Source organism: Gammaproteobacteria bacterium, from assembly GCA_029882975.1.
Classification (GTDB): domain Bacteria; phylum Pseudomonadota; class Gammaproteobacteria; order SZUA-152; family SZUA-152; genus JAJDNG01.
Genome location: JAOUJW010000041.1, coordinates 1 through 26,048, shown reverse-complemented (window position 1 = coordinate 26,048; position 26,048 = coordinate 1). Strand labels below are relative to the sequence as shown.

Sequence of the window (26,048 nt, the reverse complement as noted above, 5' to 3'; positions counted from 1 at the left end):
ACTGCAGTACATACAAAACAAGAAATAATATGGCCGGAAAAAATATGATAAATGTCGGCGAAATTGATTGGCTGTCGCATCAACTGGTAGGCCGCTCACCGGAATTCGAAGCCGTTTTAAACGCTACCAACATCATTTCCAAACTGGATGTTCCGGTTTTGCTATTGGGTGAAAACGGTACCGGTAAAGAGTTGTTTGCCCGCGCGATCCACAACAACAGCTCGCGCCACGACAATAATTTTGTTGCCATAAACTGCGCCGCAATTCCGGAAGCATTATTTGAATCCGAACTTTTCGGCTTCAGAAAAGGCAGCTTTACCCATGCCGAAAAAAACTACGATGGAAAAATACGCGCCGCCCACAATGGCACGCTGTTCCTGGATGAAATCGCCGAGCTCTCCCTGACCAGCCAGGCCAAATTACTGCGTTTCCTGGAGACTTCCGAATGCCAGTCGCTGGGCCAGCAAAAGTGCGATACCGTCAATGTCCGCGTCATCGCCGCCACCAATCAGAATTTACCCGAGCTGGCAGGCAGCAACCAGTTTCGCAAAGACCTTTATTATCGTCTGAATGTGGTACCGGTAAATATTCCGCCACTGCGTGAACGCAGCGGCGATATACCTATGTTAATGGAATACTTTACCCATCAGTTTTCCAATAAACATAAACTGCCTGCGCCAAAATTCGACAAAGCTGCCATTAAACAACTGACACAATACCCCTGGCCCGGAAACGTACGCGAAGCCCGCAATTTATGTGAACGTATGGTGGTTTTCCATTCCGGCAAATCCATCAACCCTGCTTTGTTACCGCCGGAAATCCTGGCATCTGGCAACGGATTGAGCGCTTTCCTAAACGACACTATGTCCCTGGCCCAACACGAAAAACAACTGATTAACTCCGCGTTAAACGCCGCCAAAGGCAACCAATCCAAAGCCGCACGCTTGCTCGGCATTACCCGCGACACCTTGATCTACCGCATCAAAAAATATCAAATAAAACAATCGCTGTAACATCGAAGCCGACCACCGTCCGTCGCCAACCCCCGCCCACTCGCTGGCATCCTGTGAAACGCTTAAGGATGACTTAAGGAAGAAAATAACACTGATTACGCTGACATTTCTTAAGTATTGATGAATTACTGTCCACTTCAGACAAAATCTGTGAATTTTTTCCCGAATTTGTGATAAACTGCACTAACGGTTCACAAAATTGCTTTTAAAATAATCAGCTTAGCGGTCGTTTTAATCAACCGAAGATTTTTACAGCAACCCAATAGATTTTTTCTAAGACTTTCTTCCAGACAGCAGCAAACTGCATGAACAGTTCAAATCAAAATCTCAAATTAACATCCGTTCACGATAATCAGCGATCAAATAACGCCGATGACGTTACCCAAAACACAGCGCTCGTCAATCGCAATTCCAATGAGAAAATCAAAATCGTATTTTATTCTCATGACACCATGGGATTGGGGCATATACGCCGCAATATTCTCATCGCCCAAGCATTGCAGTTTTCTACCGTACCTTACGACATTCTACTTATTTCCGGGGCCAAAGAAGCCGCGGAATTCGTTGTACCAGCGGACACGGATCGTTTAATCCTGCCTTCTTTGTATAAAAACAATGACGGCGTGTATCGTTCCCGCCACTTAAGTCTGGAACTGAACAAAATTATTGAGTTACGTTCGCAAATCATTTTGTCCGCAGTGCAAGCCTTTGAACCGGACTTTATGATCGTGGACAACGTAGCCCGTGGCGCCTGCGGCGAGCTCGACCGAACCCTGGAACATCTGCAAGGCAGCCCTACCAGGCTGGTATTGGGTATGCGAGACATAAAAGACGAGCCTCTCGTCGTGAACCAAGAATGGTTAAAGGAGGATTTTGTACGCTATGCCACCCACTACTATGATGCCCTGTGGGTCTACGGTGATCGTAATGTTTATGATTTGACGCGCGCTTATTCCATGTCACCTGAACTGGCGGCCAAGGTTCGATTTACCGGATATTTTGATCATCGCACCCGTATGGCCTTTGCGGAAGAACAAGGACTGGCAACCCGTCAACTCATTGCGGATCTACACAAAACCCCTTATGTTTTGTGCATGGTGGGCGGTGGTCAGGATGGCTTACAGCTCGCCGAAGCTTTCCTAAAGGTAAAGCTTGACGATGGTTTACATGGCATCCTGCTGACCGGACCGCACATGTCCAGGCAAGACCGGTGTAAATTATTGGAACTGGCTGCCGGATCGAAACAAATGCAAGTCATCGATTTCGTATCGGAACCAACCCTATTACTCAAAGATGCCAATGCCATTGTCTCCATGGGTGGATACAACAGTGTTTCCGAAATCTTGTCATTTAAAAAACGTGCACTCATAGTCCCCAGAGTCAAACCACGCCAAGAGCAACTTATCCGTGCCGAGGAACTATCCAAGCTCGGAGTGGTAGACCACGTAACGCCTGATGACCTTCACCCTGAGTCCCTTGGCACATGGATTCATGACGCCATTAGGGCGGAGGACACCCCGGACAACGATATAGACATGGACGGTTTGAAGCAAATTCAAAGCTTGTTGTTGTCATTGCTAAAACAAGAAAAACCTAAAGTTGCACGAAATCAGCAGGTGTCCCCGCCATGAATGGCAACAGCGTAAACCGGGTTGGATATGTGGTAAAACGCTACCCCAGATATTCCGAGACCTTTGTGGTCAGCGAGATTTTGGCGCATGAAGCAGCCGGCCTGGATATTTCTATCTTCGCTTTGCGCCCGCCGGTGGACACTCACTTTCAAGACATTATTGCCAAGGTACGCGCACCGGTCACCTATTTACCCAGCGGTTCCATTCGACTGGAAGACTTCTGGAAGGAAATCGAAACAGCATCGCAGACCATACCGCAAATCTGGGAACGTTTGTCTTACGCCAAGGGAGAAAACCATAAAAATATTTATCAGGCCATCACCCTGGCAACCCAAATCGTTAATACGGGAATAGAACATCTACATGCACACTTTGCCACATCCGCTGCGAGCGTGGCGCGCTTAGCTGCCTACTTCGCCGATATCAGCTATAGCCTTACGGCACATGCCAAAGACATTTTTCATGAAAGCGTGGAGTCTGAAGACTTAAAAACCAAGATCAAAGAGGCCACACGCGTAATTACGGTAAGCGACTTCAATGTGAAATTCTTACAAGAGCAGTTCCCTCAAGACAGCTCCAATGTGGTGCGCATATATAACGGTTTGGATCTCAACCGCTTCCCCTACAGCAACGCAAACAAATCATCCACGCATATCATTGCAGTGGGCCGCCTGATTGAGAAAAAGGGGTTCATGGACTTAGTGCAAGCTTGCGGGATACTGGCCAATGCAGGCACAGATTTTCGCTGCAGTATTATTGGTGCCGGCCCCTTAGCCGACGAACTAAAACGAAAAGTGGATGAACTGAGCTTATCCGATCGCGTCTTTCTACCCGGCCCTCGCCCACAACAGGAAATTATTGAACTGGTACAAAGTGCAACCATACTTGTCGCACCTTGTGTCGTCGGTTCGGACGGAAATCAGGATGGCTTACCGACTGTTTTGCTTGAATCCATGGCCTTGGGGACCGTGGCGATTTCTACCGATGTCACCGGAATACCCGAAGCCATCAAACATGAAAAGACCGGCCTAATTGTCCCGCAAAATTCACCGGAAGCTCTGGCCCAGGCGCTGCAACGGCTGTTGGATGACAGCGAACTCCGCCAAGAATTGGCAACGCAGGCCCGAGAGCTTATTGAGCACTTATTTGACGTCAACAAAAACGCCGTTCTCATCCGCAATGTCTTTAGTGCTGCCGTTAGCAAATCCGCTGTCAACAAAGAGAGTTTGCTCAACGCTATAGGAATTTCCTAATGCGCATAGCCTACCTATGCATGGACCCGGGCATCCCCGTTTTTGGGAACAAGGGTTGTTCCGTACATGTACAGGAAGTCATTCGCGCTTTCATCAAGCTGGGGGCGACAGTGGATTTGTTTACCGTTCGCAGCGGCGGTTCTCCGCCACCCGGCTTGGAACAGGTTAAGTTGCAGCAACTACCGCTACCGCCTAAAACCGATTCTGCTGCGCGGGAACAAGCGGCCATGGCATTAAATCAGGATTTGTTCAACCTGCTGGAAGCATTGAATAACTATGACTTGATCTACGAACGCTACTCCTTGTGGAGTTATGCCGGAATGGATTTTGCCGCACAAAACAACATCCCCGGCATCCTCGAAGTCAATGCACCCCTGGTTGAAGAACAAGCCAAGCACCGTGATTTGATTCATAAAGCGCAGGCTGAAACCATCACTTCAACGCTATTGCAAACTGCAGCGGCGATTATTTGCGTGTCTCAAGAGATTGCAAACTATATTATTAACAAAGAAGGTTGTACCACCTTAAGCAAGCTTCATGTCATTCCCAACGGCATCAACGCTGACCGGTTCCCCAACGCAGGGACTGACAAAAAACCACAAGCGCCGTTTGTCGTCGGCTTTGTAGGAACATTAAAACCCTGGCATGGCCTCCCCGGCCTCATCGAAGCATTTGCAGCATTTCATCGGCAGCAACCAAACACCCGCTTGATGGTGGTAGGTGACGGGCCACAAAAATCCGAAATACAGGAACTGTGCACGAAATACAACATTGAGGCCGCCGTCGACCTGATCGGCGCAGTCGCTCCGCAGGAAATACCTGCGAAACTGGCCTCAATGGACATAGCCGTGGCACCATACCCGAACCTAAGTGAATTTTATTTTTCGCCACTAAAAGTCTACGAATACATGGCCGCGGGCCTGGCCGTTATCGCCAGCGAAATCGGTCAACTCAAACAACTGATCATCCCCGGCAAAAACGGATTGCTGTGTACACCCGGTAACGTGGACTCACTGTTACAATCGTTGTTGCGACTGTATAACGACGAAAAACTGCGCCAAACCTTGGGAGCCGAAGCCCGTAAAACCGTAATACAAAACTATACCTGGGACAAGGTAGCCGATAGAATCATACAAATTGCTCAACGCATGGAAGATAAAAGCGGGCTTAAAAGAGGCACCGCTTAAATGGCCGGCTCTTCGAAAAAGCAGCTTAACCCTGGCTTGCTGCGCATACTGCGCCGGTTTCAACCGGAAATCCGCCAACATTTAGGGCTCATATCGCTTTCCTTTCTCGCCTTACTGGGAGAAGTGCTGTTTCGTTTGCTGGAACCCTGGCCTTTGAAATTTGTGTTCGACAGAATTATTCCCGTACAAGCGCCCGACGCTACACCACCTGAATCGGGATTGTTCCAATCCATGAGTCCGGAAAATCTGCTGATAGTTGCCGCCATTGCGGTAGTGATCTTTGCCGGATTACGCGCACTGGCCGCCTACGGCAGCACCGTGGGATTTGCTCTTGTAGGCAACCGAGTCCTCACGGAAGTGCGACGCAAATTGTACAAACATCTACAAGCACTATCACTATCGTTTCATACCAAATCACGTACCGGCGATTTAATTGTACGCATGACCGGAGATGTGGGGTTGTTACAGGAAGTCACCGTCACTGCGGCTTTGCCATTGCTGGGTAATGTATTGGTGTTGATTGGTATTATCGCCGTCATGTTTTGGCTGCACTGGCAACTGGCACTGATTTCCATCGCCGTAGTACCATTGTTTTGGTTTGCGACTTTGCGCCGCAGCCGCAGCATTCGTGAAGTTTCCCGCAAACAACGTAAAACCGAAAGCGCGCTGGCCGCAACCGTCGCCGAGTCCTTTAGCGCAATTAAAACCGTTCAGGCTTTGTCATTGGAACAAACCTTCAACGACTCCTTTTCCAGCAGCGCGAAAAAGAATCTGCGCGAAGGTGTTAAAGCTAAAAAGCTCGCCGCAGGATTAGAACGATATGTGGACGTACTCGTAGCCATTGCCACTGCCCTGGTACTTTGGTTCGGTGTATCCCTTGTCATGAAACAGCAACTCACCCCCGGTGACTTGATTGTATTTTTGGCCTATTTGAAAACAGCATTCAAACCGCTGCGCAATTTCGCCAAGTTCACCGGACGATTAGCTAAGGCGGCGGCGGCGGGTGAGCGTGTTGTGGAAATACTGGATCTGCAACCCGAGGTTCGTGACCGAGATGACGCTCGCCCCGCCCCGGCCCTGCATGGCGACATCGTCTTCGATAAAGTGGCTTTCTTCTACGAACCGGAAAAACCGGTGCTCAAAAATATCCAATTTTCGATCCGAGCCGGTCAAAGTGTCGCTTTAATTTCACCGTCAGGCTCGGGAAAAACGACCTTAACCGGCTTACTGTTACGCCTTTACAATCCTGTAGCAGGTCGAATTCTTATCGATGGTGTAGACATACAATCCTATACCATTGACTCCATACGCTCTCAGATTGGGGTAGTACTGCAAGATACGCTGCTTTTTGCCGGTAGTATTCGCGAAAACATTGCTTTTGCTGCACAAGATGCCTCCGAGGAACAAATTCAGGCGGCGGCACGCCTGGCCAATGCGCACGACTTTATCACGGCAATGCCCGACGGCTATGACACCTACGTCGGTGAACGCGGCGTCACTTTATCTAACGGACAAAGGCAACGTATTGCCATAGCCCGCGCAGCGATTTGTGAGAACCGGATACTGATATTGGATGAACCAACCACCGGCTTGGACAAAGAGAGCGAACGCGAGGTCATTACTGCGCTGGAAAAACTCGCCGAAAACAAAACCACGTTCTTAGTTACCCACGATCTTAAAATCGCATCGCGGGCAGACATCATTCTGCATCTGAAAGACGGCGAAGTGCACGAACTGGGTTCGCACGAAGAGCTCGTTGCCAACAGTGGCAGCTATGCCTCGCTCTATCGTTTACAAAACTTGTCCTGAAACTTTAAACGGAACCGGACAATGTTATCGAAACCAGACCAAGCCTTTATCGATCGCGATCACAAACTACCGGGTTTGCGTTTGCTGCTGGACACGGAACAATTAACTACGGTTATACAAGCCAACCTGCCTGCGGAAACGGTAATCCGCGTAGACCCCATATACATTCGCTACAAACCCGGAACCAATTGCCTGGTCGCCTATCATGTACACACGTCACGACGGGTACTGAATGTCTACGCCCGTGCATTCGGCGATGATGCTTCTGAAAAACAAGAAAAATTAAATAGAGACGACTGGAAACTGCGCAGTGACACCTCCCATAGCTACGCGCAGCCAATGATTAACCTGGAAAAGGAAGCTGTAGCCGTCTATTTTTTTCCACTGGATAAAAAACTGAAAAGAATAGGTAAGTTTGACAAAGCCTCACGACGTTTACGCCTGTTAGAGAAGTTGTTTCCGGATCTTTGCGTATCAAAAGAACAACTGCAGTTTGTACAACTACGCTATAAGCCGGAAAGACGCCACGTAGTTCGGGTAGAGATAAACCAGCGAGCTTTTGCTGTTCTAAAGTGGTACGCACCACAGGGCTATGAGCAAGCTAAAGCCTCAGCACAGCGTTTTTCCAGCACAGAACGCTTACACATACCGGAGATTCTGGCCTGGGACGACGACAACCAAATACTGGCGTTTGAATGGCTGGGCTCCACGGAGCTCACCAAGCTCATTGAGAAAGGCAATGCCGCTTTGACCTCTGTAAAAGAAACGGGACAGGCCCTTGCCGAGCTACACCGACAGAAGATCAACACAAACCGTTTGGAGCCATTCGACGATTTGGTGGATATACGCCAAACCTTTGAGTCGGTAATTGCAATTTGTCCTCAATTGCAGAACCTGATTGACAAGATAGGCGCGTCATTATCCCATTACATTAAGAAGCTGGAACCCATAACCACACCTATACACGGTGATTTTTATTCCGACCAAGTGTTAGTTCGGGAAAACCACACGGTGAGCTTCGTCGACTTTGATCGCGCCGGCCTTGGCGATCCTGCCAGGGACCTGGGTAACTTCATTGCCCATATTGAGCGCCAGGTTATCGCAGCGAAGCTTTCGCGAACGCTTGCCGACGCTATTTGCAAAACGTTCATTGAAGGTTACCAACCCTCGCACCAGGTACGCTCCCGTATTGACCTATATACCGCATTAGGCTTGTACCGATTGCTACCGGAGCCATTTCGGCATCGTCAACCGAACTGGGACGTATTAACCCAAAAAATTCTTGCAGCGACAGAACACTGTTTGCAACGATACATATCCGGCATATACAACGTTCTAACCAACACCCCTAAAGAAATTGTTCTGCTGAATGACGCCGCTTTACCCTGTATAAATCTAGCGTTGAATGGCAGGTATATGGAAACCAAGTTGGAACCGTTACTTAGACCCCATTCACAAAATGCACCGTTGCGGGTAGCGCAAACCCACATCATCAGACACAAACCGGGGCGCCGTTGTTTATTGCAATATCAGATTACTTTAACTGACGATCGCGGCGACCCGGTACACCTATGCATTATGGGCAAGGTCCGCGCCAAGGGCGCAGACCGAAAAACCTATAAGCTCAATTCCGCACTGTGGGAAAACGGATTCGGCGAAAGCAGTGACGATGGCCTTATGGTACCTCAACCCATCGGACTGATACCCGATTTGAATATGTGGCTGTACCACAAGGTCGAAGCCTCATCCGTCGGTGAATCACTCGACTCAAATGACAACCACACCCAGAGTCGAATCGCCACATTGATTCACAAACTGCATCATTGCGGCCAGACACCAAGAAAAACTCACAACATTAGCGATGAACTGGCAATACTTCGCAGCCGCATGGACACCTTATGTAAAGATTTTCCGCACTGGGCGGAACGTATTAACCGCCTGTTTTGCGCCTGTCAGGAACTTGCTCAAAACATTCCGGATTCCATACCACGATGTATTCATCGGGATTTTTATTTTGATCAAGTTTTAGTGAGCGCGAAAAAACAACTTGCCCTTATTGACCTGGATCTTTGCAGTCAGGGAGATCCGGCCTTGGACTTGGGTAACTATATCGCCCACCTAATGGAATATGCTTTGAGAATTCGCGGTGACATCAATGCGCTTTCAAGCGCCTGCTTAGCCTTTGAAAGAGCGTATGTGCAGTTATCGCCCCTACCAAAAGAAACAATAGACGCTTATGTATCTTTAAGCTTAGCCCGCTTAGTACAAATAAGCACGCTGTTGCCGGAACGGAGAGCCTTTACCGAACAGCTGTTGATGCACACAGAACAACGACTTGGAATATCTGCAAACACAAATTGCGGCAGATTGATTATCAACACAGGTAGAACCCTGTAATTATTAGAGGAAATACGGTGATGTGTACCGGAAAAAAGAAACTAAGATTCGCTACTAGCAGTGTCTGCTTGGTTTTGATGGCAACAATACCTTTGGCATGGGCCGGATCAGACAAACCACCCAGCACCAACAACCAAATCTCCGAAGAGCTGGCCTACGGTGGACGGGTAGAATTTGAGTCAAGAAAACAAGGCAATTTTAATCTTGACGACACCAAAGCAGAAGATGAAACACGAAACCGACCTCTGGTATCGCTGGCGCTGCGCTACTCGCCAAAAGAAAATATCTCTGCCTACTTAAATGCCGACTTCGCCAGATATATGTACGATGACGAAGCGCAAAAAAAAGTCGACAAAACCGAGCTTTCTATTGTGAATGCTTACTTACAGCTGGACAATGTGTTCAACACCATGAATATCAAACTGGGCCGAATGCGCACCAAAGACGAACGCGAATGGCTTTTCGATGAAGAATTGGACGGCGCCAGATTCGAACTTATGATCCCCGATGGCGCTGTGGAATTTTTCGCTTTTGAAAAGAATCACAAAGACACCATGAATACCGGCGCCAATGAAGGCATTAGAAACTACTTGCTATATGGCCGCTACGAATACATCAAAGACAACCAATTAATGGCCTACTATTTGATTCAGGATGATAAAACCGCAGGGCAACGCAATGCACAGTTTTTTGGTCTTCAAGCCCAAGGTGAATTAGGCGATATGGACTACTGGCTGGAAACCGGTTTAGTCGGAGGCGATGAAGCCGGTCAATCAATTGATGGCTTTGGCTATGACCTCGGTTTTTACTATACCTTCAAGTCATTACCGGCGCGCCCCCGATTGATTATGGGCTACGCTTACGGCAGCGGTGATAACAACCTTACGGACAATGTCGACGGTAACTTTCGCCAAACCGGCTATCAAGACAATGACTCCAAAAACGGTGGAATTGAGCGCTATAACATCTATGGAGAAATGGTCGACATGGAGTTAAGTAACGTCAAAGTCACCACTTTGGGCTTGGGATTCCGATATCAGAGAAGTTTCTCCTTTGATGTAGTCCATCATACCTACACGCAGGACGTCGCCAGCAGCAATATTCGCAATTCAGAAATCGACGAAATTCCCAATGGGACCAGCACCGATCTGGGTAGCGCCTTGGATATTATTGTCGGCGGTCGCCCCACTAAGGACACAAAAGTTACCTACACCGTGGGATACTTCTACCCAGGCCAGGCTTTCCCTAACGCCGACAACGCCTTGTTCACGGAATTGGCGTTTAAATACAATTTTTGACGATTTGTTTGTACACTCAAGCACAAACGGCTAATACCGTTTGTGCTTGAGGTATTTCCAACACTTTGAGCGGAATCACTTTTCTCTACCGCTACGCAGTTGTACTCGCAGAAACCGAATCCTCACTCACTTCAAATATTTCATAACCGTGACACCGGCCCTTGTAATGTCCTGATAATTCGCGTACGGTGGGCTGGCTTTCCATTCTCCCCTTCTGCATAACCTTTTCCGCTTGTTGTGTCGTCGGATTTCCGATCCCATACCCACGAGACACAACGTGCCCGATTATGAGCTTAAGTACCAAAAAATAACTGTCAACCATGAGCAATATGTTATTCGGTCTTTAAAAGACCGACAACAGTTTGACGATACCGGAGAGCTGGCGGCGGCAGTGGGAATATCCTCCGCTTCCTGGCCCTTATTTGGACTTCTATGGCCATCATCAAGGGTTTTGGCCAATCACGTCAGCCAACTGGAGCTAAAGGATAAGCGAGTACTGGAAATCGGTTGCGGCCTGGGCCTGAGCAGCCTGGTATTACAGCGCATGGGAACGGATATTACCGCCAGCGATTATCATCCACTGGCGCAGTCTTTTCTAGATGAGAATGTGCGTGGCAATGATTTGGAGCCGATACCGTTTCAAGCAGGAAACTGGGAAACCGACAACCCTACCATGGGCAACTTTGATTTGATTATCGGCAGTGATGTTTTGTACGAACCGGCCATGGCATCGACAGTCTCCCGATTTATTGATCGTCACTCCAAGGACGACGTGGAAGTCATGATCGTCGACCCGAATCGCGGTAATCGCAACCACTTCACACGCAACATGGCCGAATTGGGATACAAACATCACTTTGAACGTTTCAATGTAGACACGCCAAAAGAAGCGCGCTGCAAAGGACGGATACTACATTATCAGCGCTCCTTTCCCACTGCGTCCTCTGAGCGCAACCGATAAGTCATAGCGCGCAATTATTCAGCCACGGTATAGAAAGCACAGCATAGAAAAACCACAGACAGCTTGCGCTGCCTGTGGTTTGATTTGCCGAACCTAACTCTAAGTATTTTAGGCAGCGTGACGATACTCCTCTCTGTGCTCACGGTGGTCCGGTTCATGGATAACTGACTCGAACTCTTCCTCGCGAGAGACCTGTTGAGCAAACAGTGCACTTAACGGTTCTTCTCCCAGTATGGCAGCAAGTACCGGATAGATGCCAATCAAGGGCAGTACAGCCAAGGCGCCCAAAGGAGCGGAAGCTACATATACGCTGCCGATTGCAGTGGCACCGAAAGCACCTAACAGTACCCGTGTATAAGTAGACAAGCGCGTATCTGCCACCGTGTTGGTTTTCAATTTTGCCACCAAGGCTATCACCGGGCTCCAACCCGTGATGGCGCTGAACACCGGGAAAATAGCCAGCAGCGGTAGTACAGCCAACCAACCCAACGGGCTGACCGTCGTTTGCATGGTATACCCAATTAAAACGGCACCGAACATAGCACGAGTTAAACGTGAAGTGCGGCTCAGATTTTCTACTGATCCAAAACTCTCTGAATTATACATAACATCCCCCTTCTCATCTGGTGTGTAAAGCAAGTTTTGTTATGTGTAATTAAAGACCTTGCAACTGAATTTTCTCTTACTACTTTGTTAATGGAGTCTTAAAGACCCTATCGAATAGAGATTTAACCAAAACTTCAAACACTTAGTTTGCAGACCAAATCCCAGGTTTTATCAACATAACCTTTCCTTCAGCCGATCTTCATATAACCTTCAGACAGGCTTCAGCTTGACTTCATTAATGCTTCAGATAGATATTAAAAACACTTTAGAGAATAGGCATGATCCGCTTTTAGGACTTTGTTGGCGGTGGCAAATAAAACCACAACAAAACCACAATCCCTATCAAAGACAGTTGCCCCATAGCCATCCAGGCCGGAGAATGGTCCAAAACAGGCACCACCACACTGGCAATGAGTGCGTTACCCATCATTTGCACAAAACTTTGTACCGCCGCCGCAGCGCCTCTGTTACCGGGAAAACAATCCAAAGTCAAAACGGTCATTGGTGGCATAGCAATTCCGATTCCGACGGTGTAAAACGTTAATGGAACAATGGTGGTCAATACCGTCGGGGAGACCGCTAAAGCCTGCGCACTATTCAGCACAGCACCCAACACCATTAGAACCAATGCCAATGCTAAAGTTTTCTGCATAGGCCACCGGTGAGACAAGCGCCCACTGGTCCACGCCCCCACGATTAAGCCCCCCACCAAAGGGATAAATAGGATGCCGAAATCACCAACACCCAAATTCAAAAAATCAAAAATAACACTGGGTGCGCCGGCAATATACAAAAACATACCACCGAAGTAACAAGCCAGCATAAACACTAAAAATTGAAACCGACGATGAATCAAGGTACGACCATAGACCCGCGCCACATTAATCGGGTGAAAGGACTGACGCATGGACTCGGGCAAGGTCTCAGGCACCCACAGCAAAACCAGCACCAATACCAAAGAACTGTATATGGCCAGAAAATAAAACACACTATGCCAACCCAAGCTATCTTGCAGCCAACCACCAATCACCGGCGCTATGGCGGGTGCTATGGCAAACAGCATCATAGCCTTTGATAAGGCGCGCTGCGCCTCCTCCGGTGGATAGGCATCGCGCAATATCGTCCGACCGGCTGCCAAACTACCGCCGGCGGCCGCCCCTTGCAGCACGCGGAAAAACAGAAACCCGGCGTAATCTTCGGATAAAGCGCAGCCCAAAGTGGCTAACACATAAAAACACAAAGAAGACAAAACCACGGTTCGCCGTCCCAAACGGTCCGATAACGGCCCCCATACCAGAGTAGAAACGGCAAAGGCTGCCAGATAAAAAGCCAGACTCTGCGATAACACGGCACGACTGACCCCAAACTCCGCCTCTATCGCGGCAAAGGACGGTAAATAGGTATCGATGCTGAATGGACCGATCATGGTCAATAGTGCAATGACCAACGTCAGGTGTTTAGGGGCCGTTTGACTGGGTGACAATGTCATTCCATCACATGATTATGAATTAGAAGTATACATAGAAACCTGAATAACACTTTTGTATAAGGTGAAATTTACGGTTTTCTACCGACGCTTGTATCCTGACCCACCGCTTGTAAATGTTCGACTGCAATAATTCACTGATCACTGTTAGCAGGCTTGCTCATATACCAAACGAATTGGACTGAAAACACGTAACTATAATTGAACAACGGTGAAGCAACAAAAAACTACGGAGCCTGTGCCGTGTACCCGAAAAATGTATTTGTGACTGTATCAGTTCCTACACTCTCTGTGCTTGTCATTGTTGCCAACAGCCGTCAAGCGCATGCAGAGGCGACACAAGGTAAACCTCAACACTTTTTCTGTTTTGGCTGTGGGAGCACAATGCAGCCACAAAGGTATAGGATACAGAGGAGAAAACTACTTTAGTTTTAGCCTTGGCTTGCTGTATTGATGTCAGTGCAGCGGCGGGGTCAATCAAAACCCTATCGCTGTCACATCGAATACCCAACGTTACTCTCTCAACACAAACTGCATAACTGTTGTATTTGTATTTCCATCAATTCTGCCGCTGTATCCCGCAGTCACGATTTTGTTATTGCCACCCAAGGCAATAGCGCGGGCTGAATCGGAGTTTCTGGTGGTATGGTTACCCGCTATGCCCTGAAACAATCCATCGGCGCTGAATAACCAGATTTCATTGTTCCATATTCCACCCCTGACCAGGGTGCCCCCGGCCAACACAATTCTACCGTCGGCCAGTATCAAGATATCGTTAATATAATCATTTCCATAAACACCGCCAGATCCGTATCGGTAGTGGTACCCCGCACGTGAGTTCGCATCGATGTAACCGAACCCGCTGACCGGGTCCGTGTCGATTGCTCCGTCTTGCGTAAGGCGCACCAGCGAAAATCCGGTCAATAACGAGTCGCAAGCAAAAACCACCTTATCTTCTGCGGTAAGGGCCAAGCCCGTGGCACGGACCGAGCCGACATTTTGTGTTACGCTGAATGGATTGTCCCGTTCATGATAGAATCCGGTTTTGACTCCATTGGCATCATTAACTCCAAAATTACCTACATCCAATTCACCGCTTTGGGTATAGCGCCACACCACTGCACGTAAGTTCGCAGTACCGGCAACCAATATGCGTCCGGTTGAATCCAATGCAATATGAGTCGCGTCGTTATTACCCCAATCCGGGGCATTGGCCCGATCCGTGTCTTTCAGCAAAACATAACCCAAGCGATTACCCTGAACACTGTCCCCAAAGCCGGTATCCAATTGCCCCTGTGGGTTGTATTTCCAAATCATCATGTCGGTGTTGCCGTTACCAATAACATCGCGATTACCGGCAACGATGATGCTGCCGTCTGCTGCAATAGCAACGGCTTTGCCTGTTGCAAACTTGGCGTTAACCAGGGTTGAGTCAAATCTCACATAACCTAAACGGTTTCCGGGGCTGGACGGATCCGGATCACCAAAACCGGTATCCAGATCGCCGTTGGTCGTATAGCGCCAAACCACAGCATCACCGCGATGGTCGGGAGTAGAGGTGGCGTAGCTTGAGCCGACAACAACAATTTTAGATTCACTGGTGATTGCGAGCGCGTATCCTCTGTCCCAGAGCTGACCGCCGCCGGCGTTGTGATGAGTGAGATAACCCAGACGTTTAGTATTGTCAGTGGGGTGTACAGGACCAAATCCCGTAACTAAATCCGTGTTCAACTCTCCTTGTGGCGTGAACTGCCAAATCGCCATGTCCTGGTCATTGGTCTGCCTGTTCCAGCTGATACCGACAGCGACAATATTATTGCTCACCGGTAAAACGGCCACGTCGTTCGCCTGTTCTTCTTGGCCTTCTACAAACGTGATGATTCTACGGGCCGTATAACCTTTTCTCAGGCCGGTGTTGCTATCCAACTCACCGAAGGAGGTATCTGCGTCGGCAATGGTTTTGGAGACATGAATCGTAGGGTAAAGGGAATCCCTCAGTTCACCATCACTCACATGAAAGGTAGATCTATAGTAGTTGTTGTCGTTGATGTCGTTTAAAGACGGCATTTCAGACAACTCCACCAAACCCGACGCGGAAACGGTCAGGGCCCCGCAACACACACTATAGCTGAGTTGCGTGTTCACATCCTCATCAGTGGCCACTATTTGCGCTACAAAGGGGCTACCCATCTCCACTTCAATGTGTTCGACGAACGGCCTAGGCTCAAGCATCACCGGCGCTTCATTCACGTTCAGTACGGTAACCGCAACCGTGTAAAACGTGGAAAGCTCGCCATCGCTGACGTTAAGTCCAAACTCGTAGACGTTGTCGCCGTTAGCATCCGTTGGTTGCTCAAAGTTGTGCGCGGTAAAACTCATCACTCCGGTATTGGAATCAATAGCAAGTCCCGAATCCACTCCTCCGCCGATACTGAAGCTAATGCTGTTCTCTTCCAGATCGGTGGCCCGAACGGTTCCCAACTCACCGCCAACGTTTTCGTCTACCTCAAACGAATAAAACTGAACCAAACGTGGTGCAGTATTGGATGTATTTGCCGTTGCTGCATTAATGACCCGAATATCCAAATCAAATGTTTCGGTTACGGTTCCATCGACAATGGTAACTTTGGTCAAATACACATTGTCCAAATTGTGGTCTTGTGGATTTTCAAAATCCGGCGCGGTAATAAAAGACAAAACCCCGGACGCCGAATCAATGGCCAGCCACTGGGAATCCGGCATACCCTGATCCAGTGAATAACTGAGGGAACGAGCACCGGCTACAATCTGCGCATAGTTGGCAACAAAAGTGGTATTTTCCAACACGTCGATGCGTCGCAGCTGGTTAACAATGGGCTCACCCGTGGGAGTGCCTGGATCGGTGCCTGGATTAGTACCGGGATTGGTCCCCGGGTCGGTTTTATCGGAATTATCCGAGCCCCCGCAAGCCGATAAGCTCATGATTAACAATAAAATAATTAGCCTGCGCAACATTTTCACCCCCCCTAAAATCCAACTCGCCCGTGCCTCAGTGAACCCGCCCAGATAGTAAAGTGTACCAAGATACTCGGCTTGAGTGTTAGTCTTGGGGGAGGAAGTTTGAGAGAAATCGTATTGGAGGAGGTGGTTTTGAGAGCGACGAGGAGAGAGTCGCTTTAAGCTAATTTGTAACTGCATAACGGTGTTTAAACTCCTGCTCAAATATAGTTACAATATTGATCGCTCCGTATGGCTATTGCCCTTCAGGCGGCTCCCACAACTCCACTTTGTTCCCTTCCGGGTCCATGACCCAGGCAAACTTTCCGAATCCTGATTCCTGAATATCACCATCCCCTTCAACGAGTACATGACAACCCTCGTCACGTAGTGCTGCCACTAGTGCGTGAAGGTCATCAACTCGATAGGTGATCATATAGGGCGTCTTGCTTGGCGCAAAACCGGAGCCGTCCCCAATGATCCAGGCGGTAGTACCATTGACCGGATCTCCCGAATCGTCAACCCAACGAAAGGCGGTCCCGCCCCACTCTTGGACATCTACTCCCAGATGATTTTTATACCAAGCCCGTAGCGCTTCGGGGTTCTTTGCACTGAAATGAATTCCACCAATGCCGGTAACACGCTTCATACTCAACTCCATGTGACTTATTAGTTATTCTCGGCTCTACTGCCCGACCACAACATACCCTTTCTTCAGTTTCTGGGCCAGCAATTTAGTTGCACTGCCCAATGCCGCGGTGGTAGTTTCAAATTGTTGCACTTTACCTTGACCTTTGGTGCCAATGCGACCAAAACACACTTCATGTTGTTTGTCACTGACCGTGATCGACCAAAATTTAGCAGAACTTGCTGACACAAATTCCAAATAGACTGTTTTGCCCAACACCACTTCCGGAGGATCAAGCGTAGACGGGGTCGGCGTTGGAGTCGACCGGGTCGACGGGGATGAGCTTGGCTGGGGCGCTGTGGTACTTGGTGTTTTCACCGAGTCGTCCAGCGATTTTAGCGGCTCGCTCTTGTCCTTCAGTTCCTCAGGAACCGCTGCATTGTCTCCTATTGGCTTTTGTACGGGCTCTTGCATAAACTCTTGCACGGGCTCCGCGTAGACTGGTGCGACAGTATTCGTCGACTCCGGTTGAACCGGTCCTAATTCAATCGTATCCTCTACGGCTTCCTCCGCCTCGGGTTGCGTTAAGGCTTTATCAATCTGAGCCAAAACAGATTCAGGATCGTCGTACCAGTCTTTGAGAAGCACATGTACAATGCGCCAACCGAAATTACGTAGTAACTGCGGTTTTAATAAGTCTCGCTCGATGACGTCTTGTTGTTGATAGAAGTGATCGCCGTCTATGAAAATCCCCAGACGATAGTGAGTTTCTTCAGGCCGACGCAATGCCATGTCGCATTTAAAGCGCGAATGACCGACACCGGCGTCCACCACCCAACCTTGCTGCTCCAAGGCTGACTGAAGTTGGATTAAACAAGGATTGACCGCGCCGTCCGTTGCTGCGTTTTCACTGCCGCTGCCCAGGTCGCTATAGCTGAGACCGAACAGCACCCGATTGGCCGATTCCTCATCCCCCACCGACACCGCCTCGGTGTAACGCAAATAGGATTTTAAGGCATTGGCGCCTTCGTTATAGTCATTGGTGATATCGGCGTGTTGAATGGAACTGATGACCACCATGTGTTGCTTGGCACGCGAAAAAGCCACATTCAACCGTTTCTCGCCGCCTTTTTGATTAATCGGGCCAAAGTTCATACGCATTTTCCCTTGCGGGTTATGGCCATAACAAACACTCAAAATAATAATGTCGCGCTCATCGCCTTGGATATTTTCCAGGTTCTTTACCAATAGCCCGACGAATTCACCGTCTTCCTCGCGCTCGAACTCCGCATCCAACAAATTGCGAAAATCGCGATCGTGTTCAGCCAGCGCATTCAGCGCGCGCTCAATCTCCGTCTGTTGCGCTTCGGAAAACGCCACAATACCAATGCTTTTATGCGCTTGCGATGTTAACAGGCCGCGCACCAGTCTGGCGATATAGTCCGCCTCACGCCGATTGCGTCTATTCTCATAAATTCCTTTTTCAATACGATGAAAGCTTACGCCTCGGTCGAGAATCCGGTTATGGTTTTGATCGCCCTGTTGCGAGTCAAACACAACAATGGCTGCCTTACTATCCGAATTGGCCACCACATCGGGGACCGTCAACAAAGACCCCTGGTAAAACGCCCAATTGGAAAAACTGATCAAAGCTTCCGAACGGCTGCGATAATGCCAGCCCAAACGGCGGGATTCGAGATTATTGGCCACATGGGTAAGAAAACTGTTGCTGTTCAGATCGTATTCGACCAGTTCATCGTCTTCGTAAAACTCCAAGACCTCTTCCTCACCTCCGCCACTTTTGGCTGAGAAAAAATTGGTGGGCGGCATTTGCATTTGATCGCCCACCACCACCGATTGATTGGCACGAAAGATTGAAGGGATGGCCTCTTCCAAGGTTATCTGGCTGGCTTCGTCGAAAATAACCACATCAAAATCGTCACTGCTTAAGGGCAAAGTGTCGGAAACGCTTAAGGGGCTCATGAGCCAAACCCGTTTTAGATCATTGATCACTTCACCGGAAGCGTTGGATACCATATCGCGAATGGATTTGTAACGAATGGACTTTCCAAACTCGTGCTCAAGCTCCCGTCGCCCGCGCGCATAACGTTTCTTAAATTCTTTCTGCTCCGACGAGAGTTCCGCTGCCGCTAAATTGCTCACATGTAGATTATGCAAAAAATGACTGCGGACTTGGTCCAAAATCGCATGGGCGTTTTGCTTGTATAAAGCACCGTGATATTTGCCCAAAGTTTTAACATGCTGCTGTTTCACTGTCCCCACAATCCGGTTAAGCGCCGGTTGGGTTTTAATCAAGGCCGTTACGGTTTTGTGAGCAATGGCCGTTTCGATTTGTGAGCTGGTGAGTTTATGGGTTCGAAACAAAGCGGACAAACTCAACGGCAAACCTGCCAATGCTTTTAAGCACAGTAGAAATTCCGGCACCTGATGCAAGGCGTCTTTCATTCCGGCCAAAATCAATTTCAGCTCTGAATACGGGATTTCTTCATAAGCTTGCACTAACTGCGACAGCGTTTCGCCAAATTCCACGAATGAAGGTTTCAGTGAGGCATATCCGGCGATAATATCGCGAGCGTCCGCATGAGTGACCAAATTTTCGTGTAGCCGCTGTAAGCTTTGCGTGTAGTCGGGTAAATCACGGCTAACCGCTTCCAGTGTGGTATTAAGTTCCTCCAACTCACAGTCAAAACCGAAGTCGATTTTCATGTCATCGACAAAATCCTCCAACACGACCAAGGCTTTGTGCTCGTCCAGCAGCCAAGTCAGCACCTGAACCCACTTCGGTTTGATTTGATGCGCCGAAAAATCATAATGCAGATTTAATACTTTTCGCAGCTTCCACCAAGTAGGACTTAGAAAAGCCAGAACCCCTCCCACACCGGATGCCTGTGCCAGCGCAGCTTCCGTTTCCTCCGGTGCCAGTTTATTCCGCCAGTGTTGGGTTTTGTCTTGAGCCTTCTTATACTGTTCCAGCTTTTTCAGGTACTTTTTCCGCGCACTCTCAAAACGCTGGGTCAGCGCATGGCTATCATCAAACAAACAGTTCAGTTTTGCCTGCGCCAGTGGTTTTATGGATTGCGTATACGCCAGCAGTTGCTGCAGTTCCGCCACGGTCGTAAAATCCGCCGCGGCAAAACCGGCCTTTTGATTGTAGCCGGCTAAACGCTCTTGTAAGGACTGCAGTGTACTCAGAGCCGAGTCGATCAATTGTGCCGCAGTATTCATAGGCTCCGCATGATCTATGAATTGCTCGTGCAACAGTACTAGAGGATGTTTAGCGAGAATACCGTCCTCTTGAATTTCGCCTATAGCCGCTTGCAACTCTGTCAATGGGGCGCGATGCATCTCCCATTGGGCATACTCCGGAAACCTCTCAAACTCCAACACACTGAATTGGGGTAACAGATGCTTGTTCCGTATCGCCAATTCCAACAGCTGATTCAAAGGGATACCCGCCGAATCGTAAACTTGCGTCATATGGCTATCGAAGCGCTTGAGCGGCTCCAAACTTTCATTGAGACGAACGACAATGTCCTTTCTTTGCGCCTGCGCATCTGCGTTCCCGGCGCTATCAAACTCCAGGAAACCTTCATATGTCGCCCTTAGGTCGAGAATGAAACGTTTTTTATCTGTTTGCGAGTCGTGAATCAAGCTGCAAATAGCACCCAAGCCCTGTTGTTTTAAACGCAAATAAACAATATCAATGGCTGCACGCTTTTCGCAAACGAATAATATTTTTTTACCTCTGGCAATAAAGTCGGCAATCAAATTGGTAATGGTCTGAGACTTACCGGTACCGGGCGGCCCTTGAATAATATAGCTTTCCCCCCGTTTGGCCAGAGCGATGGCCTCGGATTGCGTGGGATCGCAGGGTACGATATGGAACTGTTGACTAAGGTCAGCCTCTTTTTCACTGTGATGAGATAAGGGCCTGGGGTTAAGTGAAAACGTGGCTTCGAAGGCTTGGTTGTGCTGAGGCGATTCCAATAAACGGGTATAATCTTTTACCAAAGACATTTTTCGGTACTTGAAATTCCCCAGAGTGACATTACAAATATCATACTGCCAGCGATAAGGGTTGGTTTCATCGTTTTCTCGCAGCGAGTAAAAGGCTTTGGTTTTCTTTTGTTCCGACCCGACCGAAGCGCCCGGTAACTGCACCATATATTGCATATCCACACTGCTTACATCGCCGACGATGCGCTGTAAATAAGTGGGGGTTTTGCGTATTCTTTGATTAAACAAACGCAAACCCAGCGGGTGAAAATTGCCCGCCTTGTAGCTGTAATCAATATCTTCGTATTTGACAATACCCCGCCCGGAAAGACCGGCGCGACGGTTGTAATGATCCAGGCGGCGTTTGGCGGCGGCATGCACAATATCCACTTTGGGCTTATCGATAAGCTCCAGTGTTATGGACTGATCGCTGGATTCAATTTGTGCTCTAAGCCACTGGTGAAATTCCACCAGATCGGTCTTTTTCAAATCGATGCTGTCGGGCAGATGAATATCATAAAGCTCACCAAATTGGTGTCGCAACACCGGATTGATTTCCGCCTCGGTACTAAGGGACTGCAGCCAGTATTTGTCTTTCACTCCTTTTTTCTTGCTCAACTCTACCGGGAGCAATACCAAAGGCGAATAAAAACGCTCTTTATTGGATTCTTTCAAATTGGTCCACGATAAAAAGCACAACACCAAACGCAACTGAGCAAACCCGAACTCCTGCTGATCTCGATTGGCTTCGGTGCGCAAACGATCCAAGGAGCCCGGCACGTAAAGCGCCTCAAGCGTGTTGACGTACTTATTCAACAAAGTCGGCTTTTCTTTCAGGATATCCTCTTTGAATGAATGACCCCAAGTCAGCAAAGAATCGGCTTTTATATTCTGCACATCGCAGGACAATGGCACAGAAGCCTGAGTGAGATTCACCATGTTCTGTGTCGCGGAAAAATGTAACAGCTTATTACGTTTGGAAATTTCAAACAGCCTTTCCTGAAGTTTCCCTAAAATGATCTGCTGTTTTTCGTCGACTTTCTTTTTATCAAAGCCGCCGACCCTAAGCAGTTCAAAATCTATATCGCTGTCCTGATCCCGATAGTTTTTTAGCGAACGGTACAAAGACTCCAGGTCGGCAAGACGCACATGTCGGCTAAGTTCCGTTGTTTGTACAATCACCTTAGCGATAACCGGATTGAGATCTGAGTTTATGGCAAACAGATTGTGCCGATTCTCCACAAACAGTTGCAAATCTTCACTATTGTTTAAATCCAGATTGCAGGCCAGGGAAGCCAATATAAGCCCGATGACAAATATGTCACTCAATGGATCGTGATGCTCCAATTGGTGTTCCCAGCAGATATAGCCAGGCAAATATACCGGCGCGGTAATTTTATCCGTACGTTCGGCAATGGAGTGATCTCGATGCACTTCCGAGCCTTCGTTCAGATCACTGAGATGGGATGATTCGCTCACTATGCGCAACGCGCCTTTGTGGGGCGGATCGACCCGTCGCAGCGCGCTCTTGGCATAGCTCGGTGGCTTGGCGTCCTTGATCGCGTACCAAATTCCGGCATTTTCGATATGAAGCTCACCCAGACCCTGCAACGGTGCCACCTGACCCGCTTCATGGGTTTCAAGCAACTGCTTAATCAAGGGCAGCATGGCATGCACCACCGCGTCACTGGTGAGAAAAGGCTGATCGGTTTGCTCGTTGAGATAATGTTCTAACTTACTCATGAGTCTCCCCGGAAGCCGCCAACTTATCCAGCAAATCGGCAGCAGAGGCGCTTAGCGTATCGAGCGCTTTTTTGGTAAGACCCAGTTCTTTTCGAACCATTTCTGAAAAATGCGACATAACGCCTAAACTCTCCGACAACAGCAAACAATGCGCCAAGGGTGCCTCATCCAGGGACTGATCCACTGCAGCAAAGTCCAACATCACATAGCATAAGTAATCCTTCACGCTTTTATGACCGGCTTTTAACGCCTGATGCAGTTGTGTCTGATTCGTGTTAATGAATTCCTGATTGTCGGTAGTCTGAAAGTCGTGAAAGAACTGCCGTGCATGAGCCAAAACGGCTTCGGTTCGCATCCAGGGATATTGCAATAACAGCTCAATCAAAGCCCGAGTCTGCCGCGACAAGCTTTCTTTTTCCAACACGTCGAGCTGCCCCAACGCAACCGGCCCTCGAATTAAACGCATAACCAGACCTTCATCTTGCTGCTCTTGCCACACCGCCAGCGCTTTGGTCCGCAAGAAACTTTCCGGATGGGTAACATGCATGCTGCCTTTGGCGTGTTTCTCCAAAATCTCATCGGCTTGCTGCAAATAGGCTTCAGCACTCACCGCGTCCAAACCGGTGACCATTTTGACCATGGCACTCACAGCCACATTCAGATTGTCCGTCGCCAAGTAGGCACCGCGGTCGCAATACACCTCAGTGAACAAAGAAAACAAGCGGACACTTTCCAGATAACAAGCGTCTGCTTGATGATCTTGGGCCAAAGCCTCTAGAATTTGATATGCGGTGAAGTAACGCTGCTCATCCCGCTCCCACAGCTGGAAGTGATACAGCTCATGACCTAGAACTGCTGCAATTTCTTCATCCTGCAGCGTTTTTAACAAGGGGCCATAGAAAATAACATGTGGCTCATCTGGAATATAGGCAAGCGAAGCATTCAGCTCATTGATTTGTTGTCCCTGGTATAAAGTGATGGGACGTTCGATACCCAATTTTTCGGCAACACCTTGGGCAATAGCATACAAATGGGACTGAGTTTGAGGGTCAATTCGGTAAGTGGATTTCAATAGCTGTAAACGGACATTGTCCCCGTGCTCGGATTTCACTTTTGCCGAAGCAAACCAATCCCACAACTGTGGTTCTTCAGTTTCCAGATAGTGTGTAACATCAGCAAGATAAGTAGGCAGCAAACTTTCTGACATCATGTCCGAGTAACTTTATTCATGGGCATAAGGATTATATGCAAAATTCAGCATCAATCCCAGCAACAACTATTCATTGCGTCACATTTTCCTGAAAGATCACTGATCATTAGTTACTCTATTTGATTTTCTAAATACGAGCCCCCAGCACATCCCCTCGCGACATGGAGCTGCGGTCGCATAAGGCTAATCCAAGCTCGTTGCCAAGGACGTTACCCGCATTGTCTGCGTCTGCGCCAAAGGAGATGCGAGACCCAAAGCCGAGCACGATATCGGCTGGTTCGCGCTCGTCTTCTTTGCGGCGACGCTGCAAAGATTACCCGGCACATAGAGAAAGACCGTATAGAACCCCGCACCATTGTGCGGGGGTTTTTTCGCATCGGAAACACACACTAATCTACAAATTATATAAATTGTTGATGATTTGTGAACTGGGGCACAAACTGTTTTACCGACCCAGCCGAGTTAAGTATTGAGCGGATTGGGACTATTCATTGAAGACATTACAAAATATTTTCGAGAATGCTTGCTCGGAATTTTGTAAAAGTGTCCGAAACTCCTTGGGCTACCCCGTCACTATCCATACTTTAGTTAGGGCTTTACATGAACTTAGGATTTAGCCTGGCTTCAGGAAATACTTTATTTATAACGCTTAGGTCTGGGCCGGAATAATATGAGCAAACATCTTTTCGCAATCATTAAAAGCGGCAACCGGGAATACAATGCCAGGCCCGGCAAAGTGCTCAGATATCATCGAATTGAAGCCGAACCGGGTGAGACCGTTGAGTTCGAAACCATTTCCAAAGTAGTAAACGGAGACAACGTCATTGTCGGCGAACCCTTGATTCAAGGCGCTATTGTACGCGCCCGCGTGGTCAAACACGAAAACCGAAAAGGCACCATCGTATTTCGTTTAAAACGACGCATTCTCTATCATAGAAAAAGTAAGCACCGATTTTCCTTTACCAAAATCAAAATAGACGAGATCATCATCAATGATTTGGTATTAAATATCAAAGACGCAGATTCCAGAAAGATTAAGCGGGCACTGAGCAGTGCTCGAAAAATCTTTGAGAAAAACAAGAGTTCCAAACCGTTTGAACCTGCTCATGCTGTCAGTTCAACACAAACTACACAAACCAATCCAAGTGATTCCGGCTCAGTGAATAGCGACATCGCCGCTGCTGCAATCGCCACAACCGCCGTCAGTGACCTGCCAACCGGCACCCACCAACCCGGCACTACCGCAGCGGACGCGAACACGCCGTTTACGGCGAAGGAACCCGCTGCGCTTAGCGATACCAATGCGGCAACGGAATCGCCGGAAGCGACAACGGCTAACAGCAATACCGGCTCGGAGTTCACGGATACGGTTAATATCGATGATCACAGCACCGACTCATCACACAGCGAAGCTACAAGCGACTCACAGGTACAAAACGCCGTCACTTCGGACCGCTCAAACGATCAAAGCAGCGCAGCCGACGCCTTTAACGATACCGTCGCCCTGGATGCCAACCCTGCGAAATTGGCCTTAGAAGGATCCGCATCGACACCAACAAAACTGGAAGCGGACACTGATAATCTAAACCATAACAGCACTGCCCCCGGCGCGAAGACTATAAAGCCCTTAGCCGGCAAAATGCCCTTAGCCAATAAAGAGCCTTTAGCCGGTAAAGAGCCCTCAGCGAGCAAAGAGCCCTCAGCGAATAAACAGCCCTCAGCGAGCAAAGAGCCCTCAGCGAATAAACAGCCCTCAGCGAGCAAAGAGCCCTCAGCGAATAAACGGCCCTCAGCGAGCAAAGAGCCCTCAGCGAATAAACGGCCCTCAGCGAG

Annotated in this window: 15 protein-coding genes; 9 read left to right on the top strand and 6 right to left on the bottom strand. The window is 48.6% G+C overall.

Annotation, left to right across the window (positions count from 1 at the left end; all coding sequences use genetic code 11):
* The first annotated feature begins 44 nt into the window (after positions 1–44).
* The 8 genes from OEY58_20800 (at position 45) to OEY58_20765 (ending at position 11,549) form a co-directional block, all read left to right on the top strand.
* Positions 45–1,013, top strand: a complete 969-nt coding sequence (locus tag OEY58_20800) for a sigma-54 dependent transcriptional regulator (protein MDH5327901.1) — start codon at positions 45–47, stop codon at positions 1,011–1,013.
* A gap of 305 nt (positions 1,014–1,318) precedes the next feature.
* Entirely contained in the window at positions 1,319–2,644 is a 1,326-nt protein-coding gene (locus OEY58_20795) for a glycosyltransferase (GenBank protein MDH5327900.1), read from the top strand.
* Positions 2,641–3,897 (top strand): glycosyltransferase family 4 protein, encoded by a 1,257-nt coding sequence (locus tag OEY58_20790; protein MDH5327899.1) that lies wholly within the window; start codon positions 2,641–2,643, stop codon positions 3,895–3,897. The genes OEY58_20795 and OEY58_20790 overlap by 4 nt, the downstream gene beginning before the upstream one ends.
* Positions 3,897–5,084, top strand: a complete 1,188-nt coding sequence (locus OEY58_20785; GenBank protein ID MDH5327898.1) for a glycosyltransferase family 4 protein — start codon at positions 3,897–3,899, stop codon at positions 5,082–5,084. The genes OEY58_20790 and OEY58_20785 overlap by 1 nt, the downstream gene beginning before the upstream one ends.
* Positions 5,085–6,893: an ABC transporter ATP-binding protein/permease gene (locus OEY58_20780; GenBank protein MDH5327897.1), complete on the top strand. Its 1,809-nt coding sequence runs from the start codon at positions 5,085–5,087 to the stop codon at positions 6,891–6,893.
* Positions 6,894–6,914: 21 nt separating this feature from the next.
* On the top strand, positions 6,915–9,290 hold the full coding sequence (locus tag OEY58_20775) for an aminoglycoside phosphotransferase family protein (GenBank protein ID MDH5327896.1): 2,376 nt from the start codon (positions 6,915–6,917) through the stop codon (positions 9,288–9,290).
* A 77-nt stretch (positions 9,291–9,367) separates the two neighbouring features.
* The gene (locus OEY58_20770; protein ID MDH5327895.1) at positions 9,368–10,588 is read left to right on the top strand and encodes an alginate export family protein; all 1,221 of its coding nucleotides are present in this window, start codon (positions 9,368–9,370) and stop codon (positions 10,586–10,588) included.
* Between the two features lie 277 nt (positions 10,589–10,865).
* Positions 10,866–11,549 (top strand): methyltransferase domain-containing protein, encoded by a 684-nt coding sequence (locus tag OEY58_20765; protein MDH5327894.1) that lies wholly within the window; start codon positions 10,866–10,868, stop codon positions 11,547–11,549.
* Between the two features lie 108 nt (positions 11,550–11,657).
* On the opposite strand, the gene OEY58_20760 is transcribed toward OEY58_20765, so the two are convergent.
* The 6 genes from OEY58_20760 to OEY58_20735 all read right to left on the bottom strand — a co-directional run bounded on the left by OEY58_20760 (position 11,658) and on the right by OEY58_20735 (position 24,215).
* Positions 11,658–12,155: a DUF2892 domain-containing protein gene (locus OEY58_20760; GenBank protein MDH5327893.1), complete on the bottom strand. Its 498-nt coding sequence runs from the start codon at positions 12,153–12,155 to the stop codon at positions 11,658–11,660.
* Positions 12,156–12,444: 289 nt separating this feature from the next.
* Positions 12,445–13,644: a multidrug effflux MFS transporter gene (locus OEY58_20755; GenBank protein ID MDH5327892.1), complete on the bottom strand. Its 1,200-nt coding sequence runs from the start codon at positions 13,642–13,644 to the stop codon at positions 12,445–12,447.
* Positions 13,645–14,154: 510 nt separating this feature from the next.
* On the bottom strand, positions 14,155–16,635 hold the full coding sequence (locus tag OEY58_20750; GenBank protein ID MDH5327891.1) for a hypothetical protein: 2,481 nt from the start codon (positions 16,633–16,635) through the stop codon (positions 14,155–14,157).
* A 238-nt stretch (positions 16,636–16,873) separates the two neighbouring features.
* Positions 16,874–17,266, bottom strand: a complete 393-nt coding sequence (locus OEY58_20745) for a VOC family protein (GenBank protein MDH5327890.1) — start codon at positions 17,264–17,266, stop codon at positions 16,874–16,876.
* A 36-nt stretch (positions 17,267–17,302) separates the two neighbouring features.
* The gene (locus OEY58_20740; GenBank protein ID MDH5327889.1) at positions 17,303–23,005 is read right to left on the bottom strand and encodes an AAA domain-containing protein; all 5,703 of its coding nucleotides are present in this window, start codon (positions 23,003–23,005) and stop codon (positions 17,303–17,305) included.
* Entirely contained in the window at positions 22,998–24,215 is a 1,218-nt protein-coding gene (locus OEY58_20735) for a M48 family metalloprotease (GenBank protein MDH5327888.1), read from the bottom strand. Before OEY58_20735 ends, OEY58_20740 begins: the two co-directional genes overlap by 8 nt.
* A gap of 670 nt (positions 24,216–24,885) precedes the next feature.
* On the opposite strand from OEY58_20735, the gene rplU reads away from it, so the two are divergent.
* The coding region (gene rplU, locus OEY58_20730) for a 50S ribosomal protein L21 (protein MDH5327887.1) at positions 24,886–26,048 on the top strand (1,163 nt) is incomplete at its 3' end.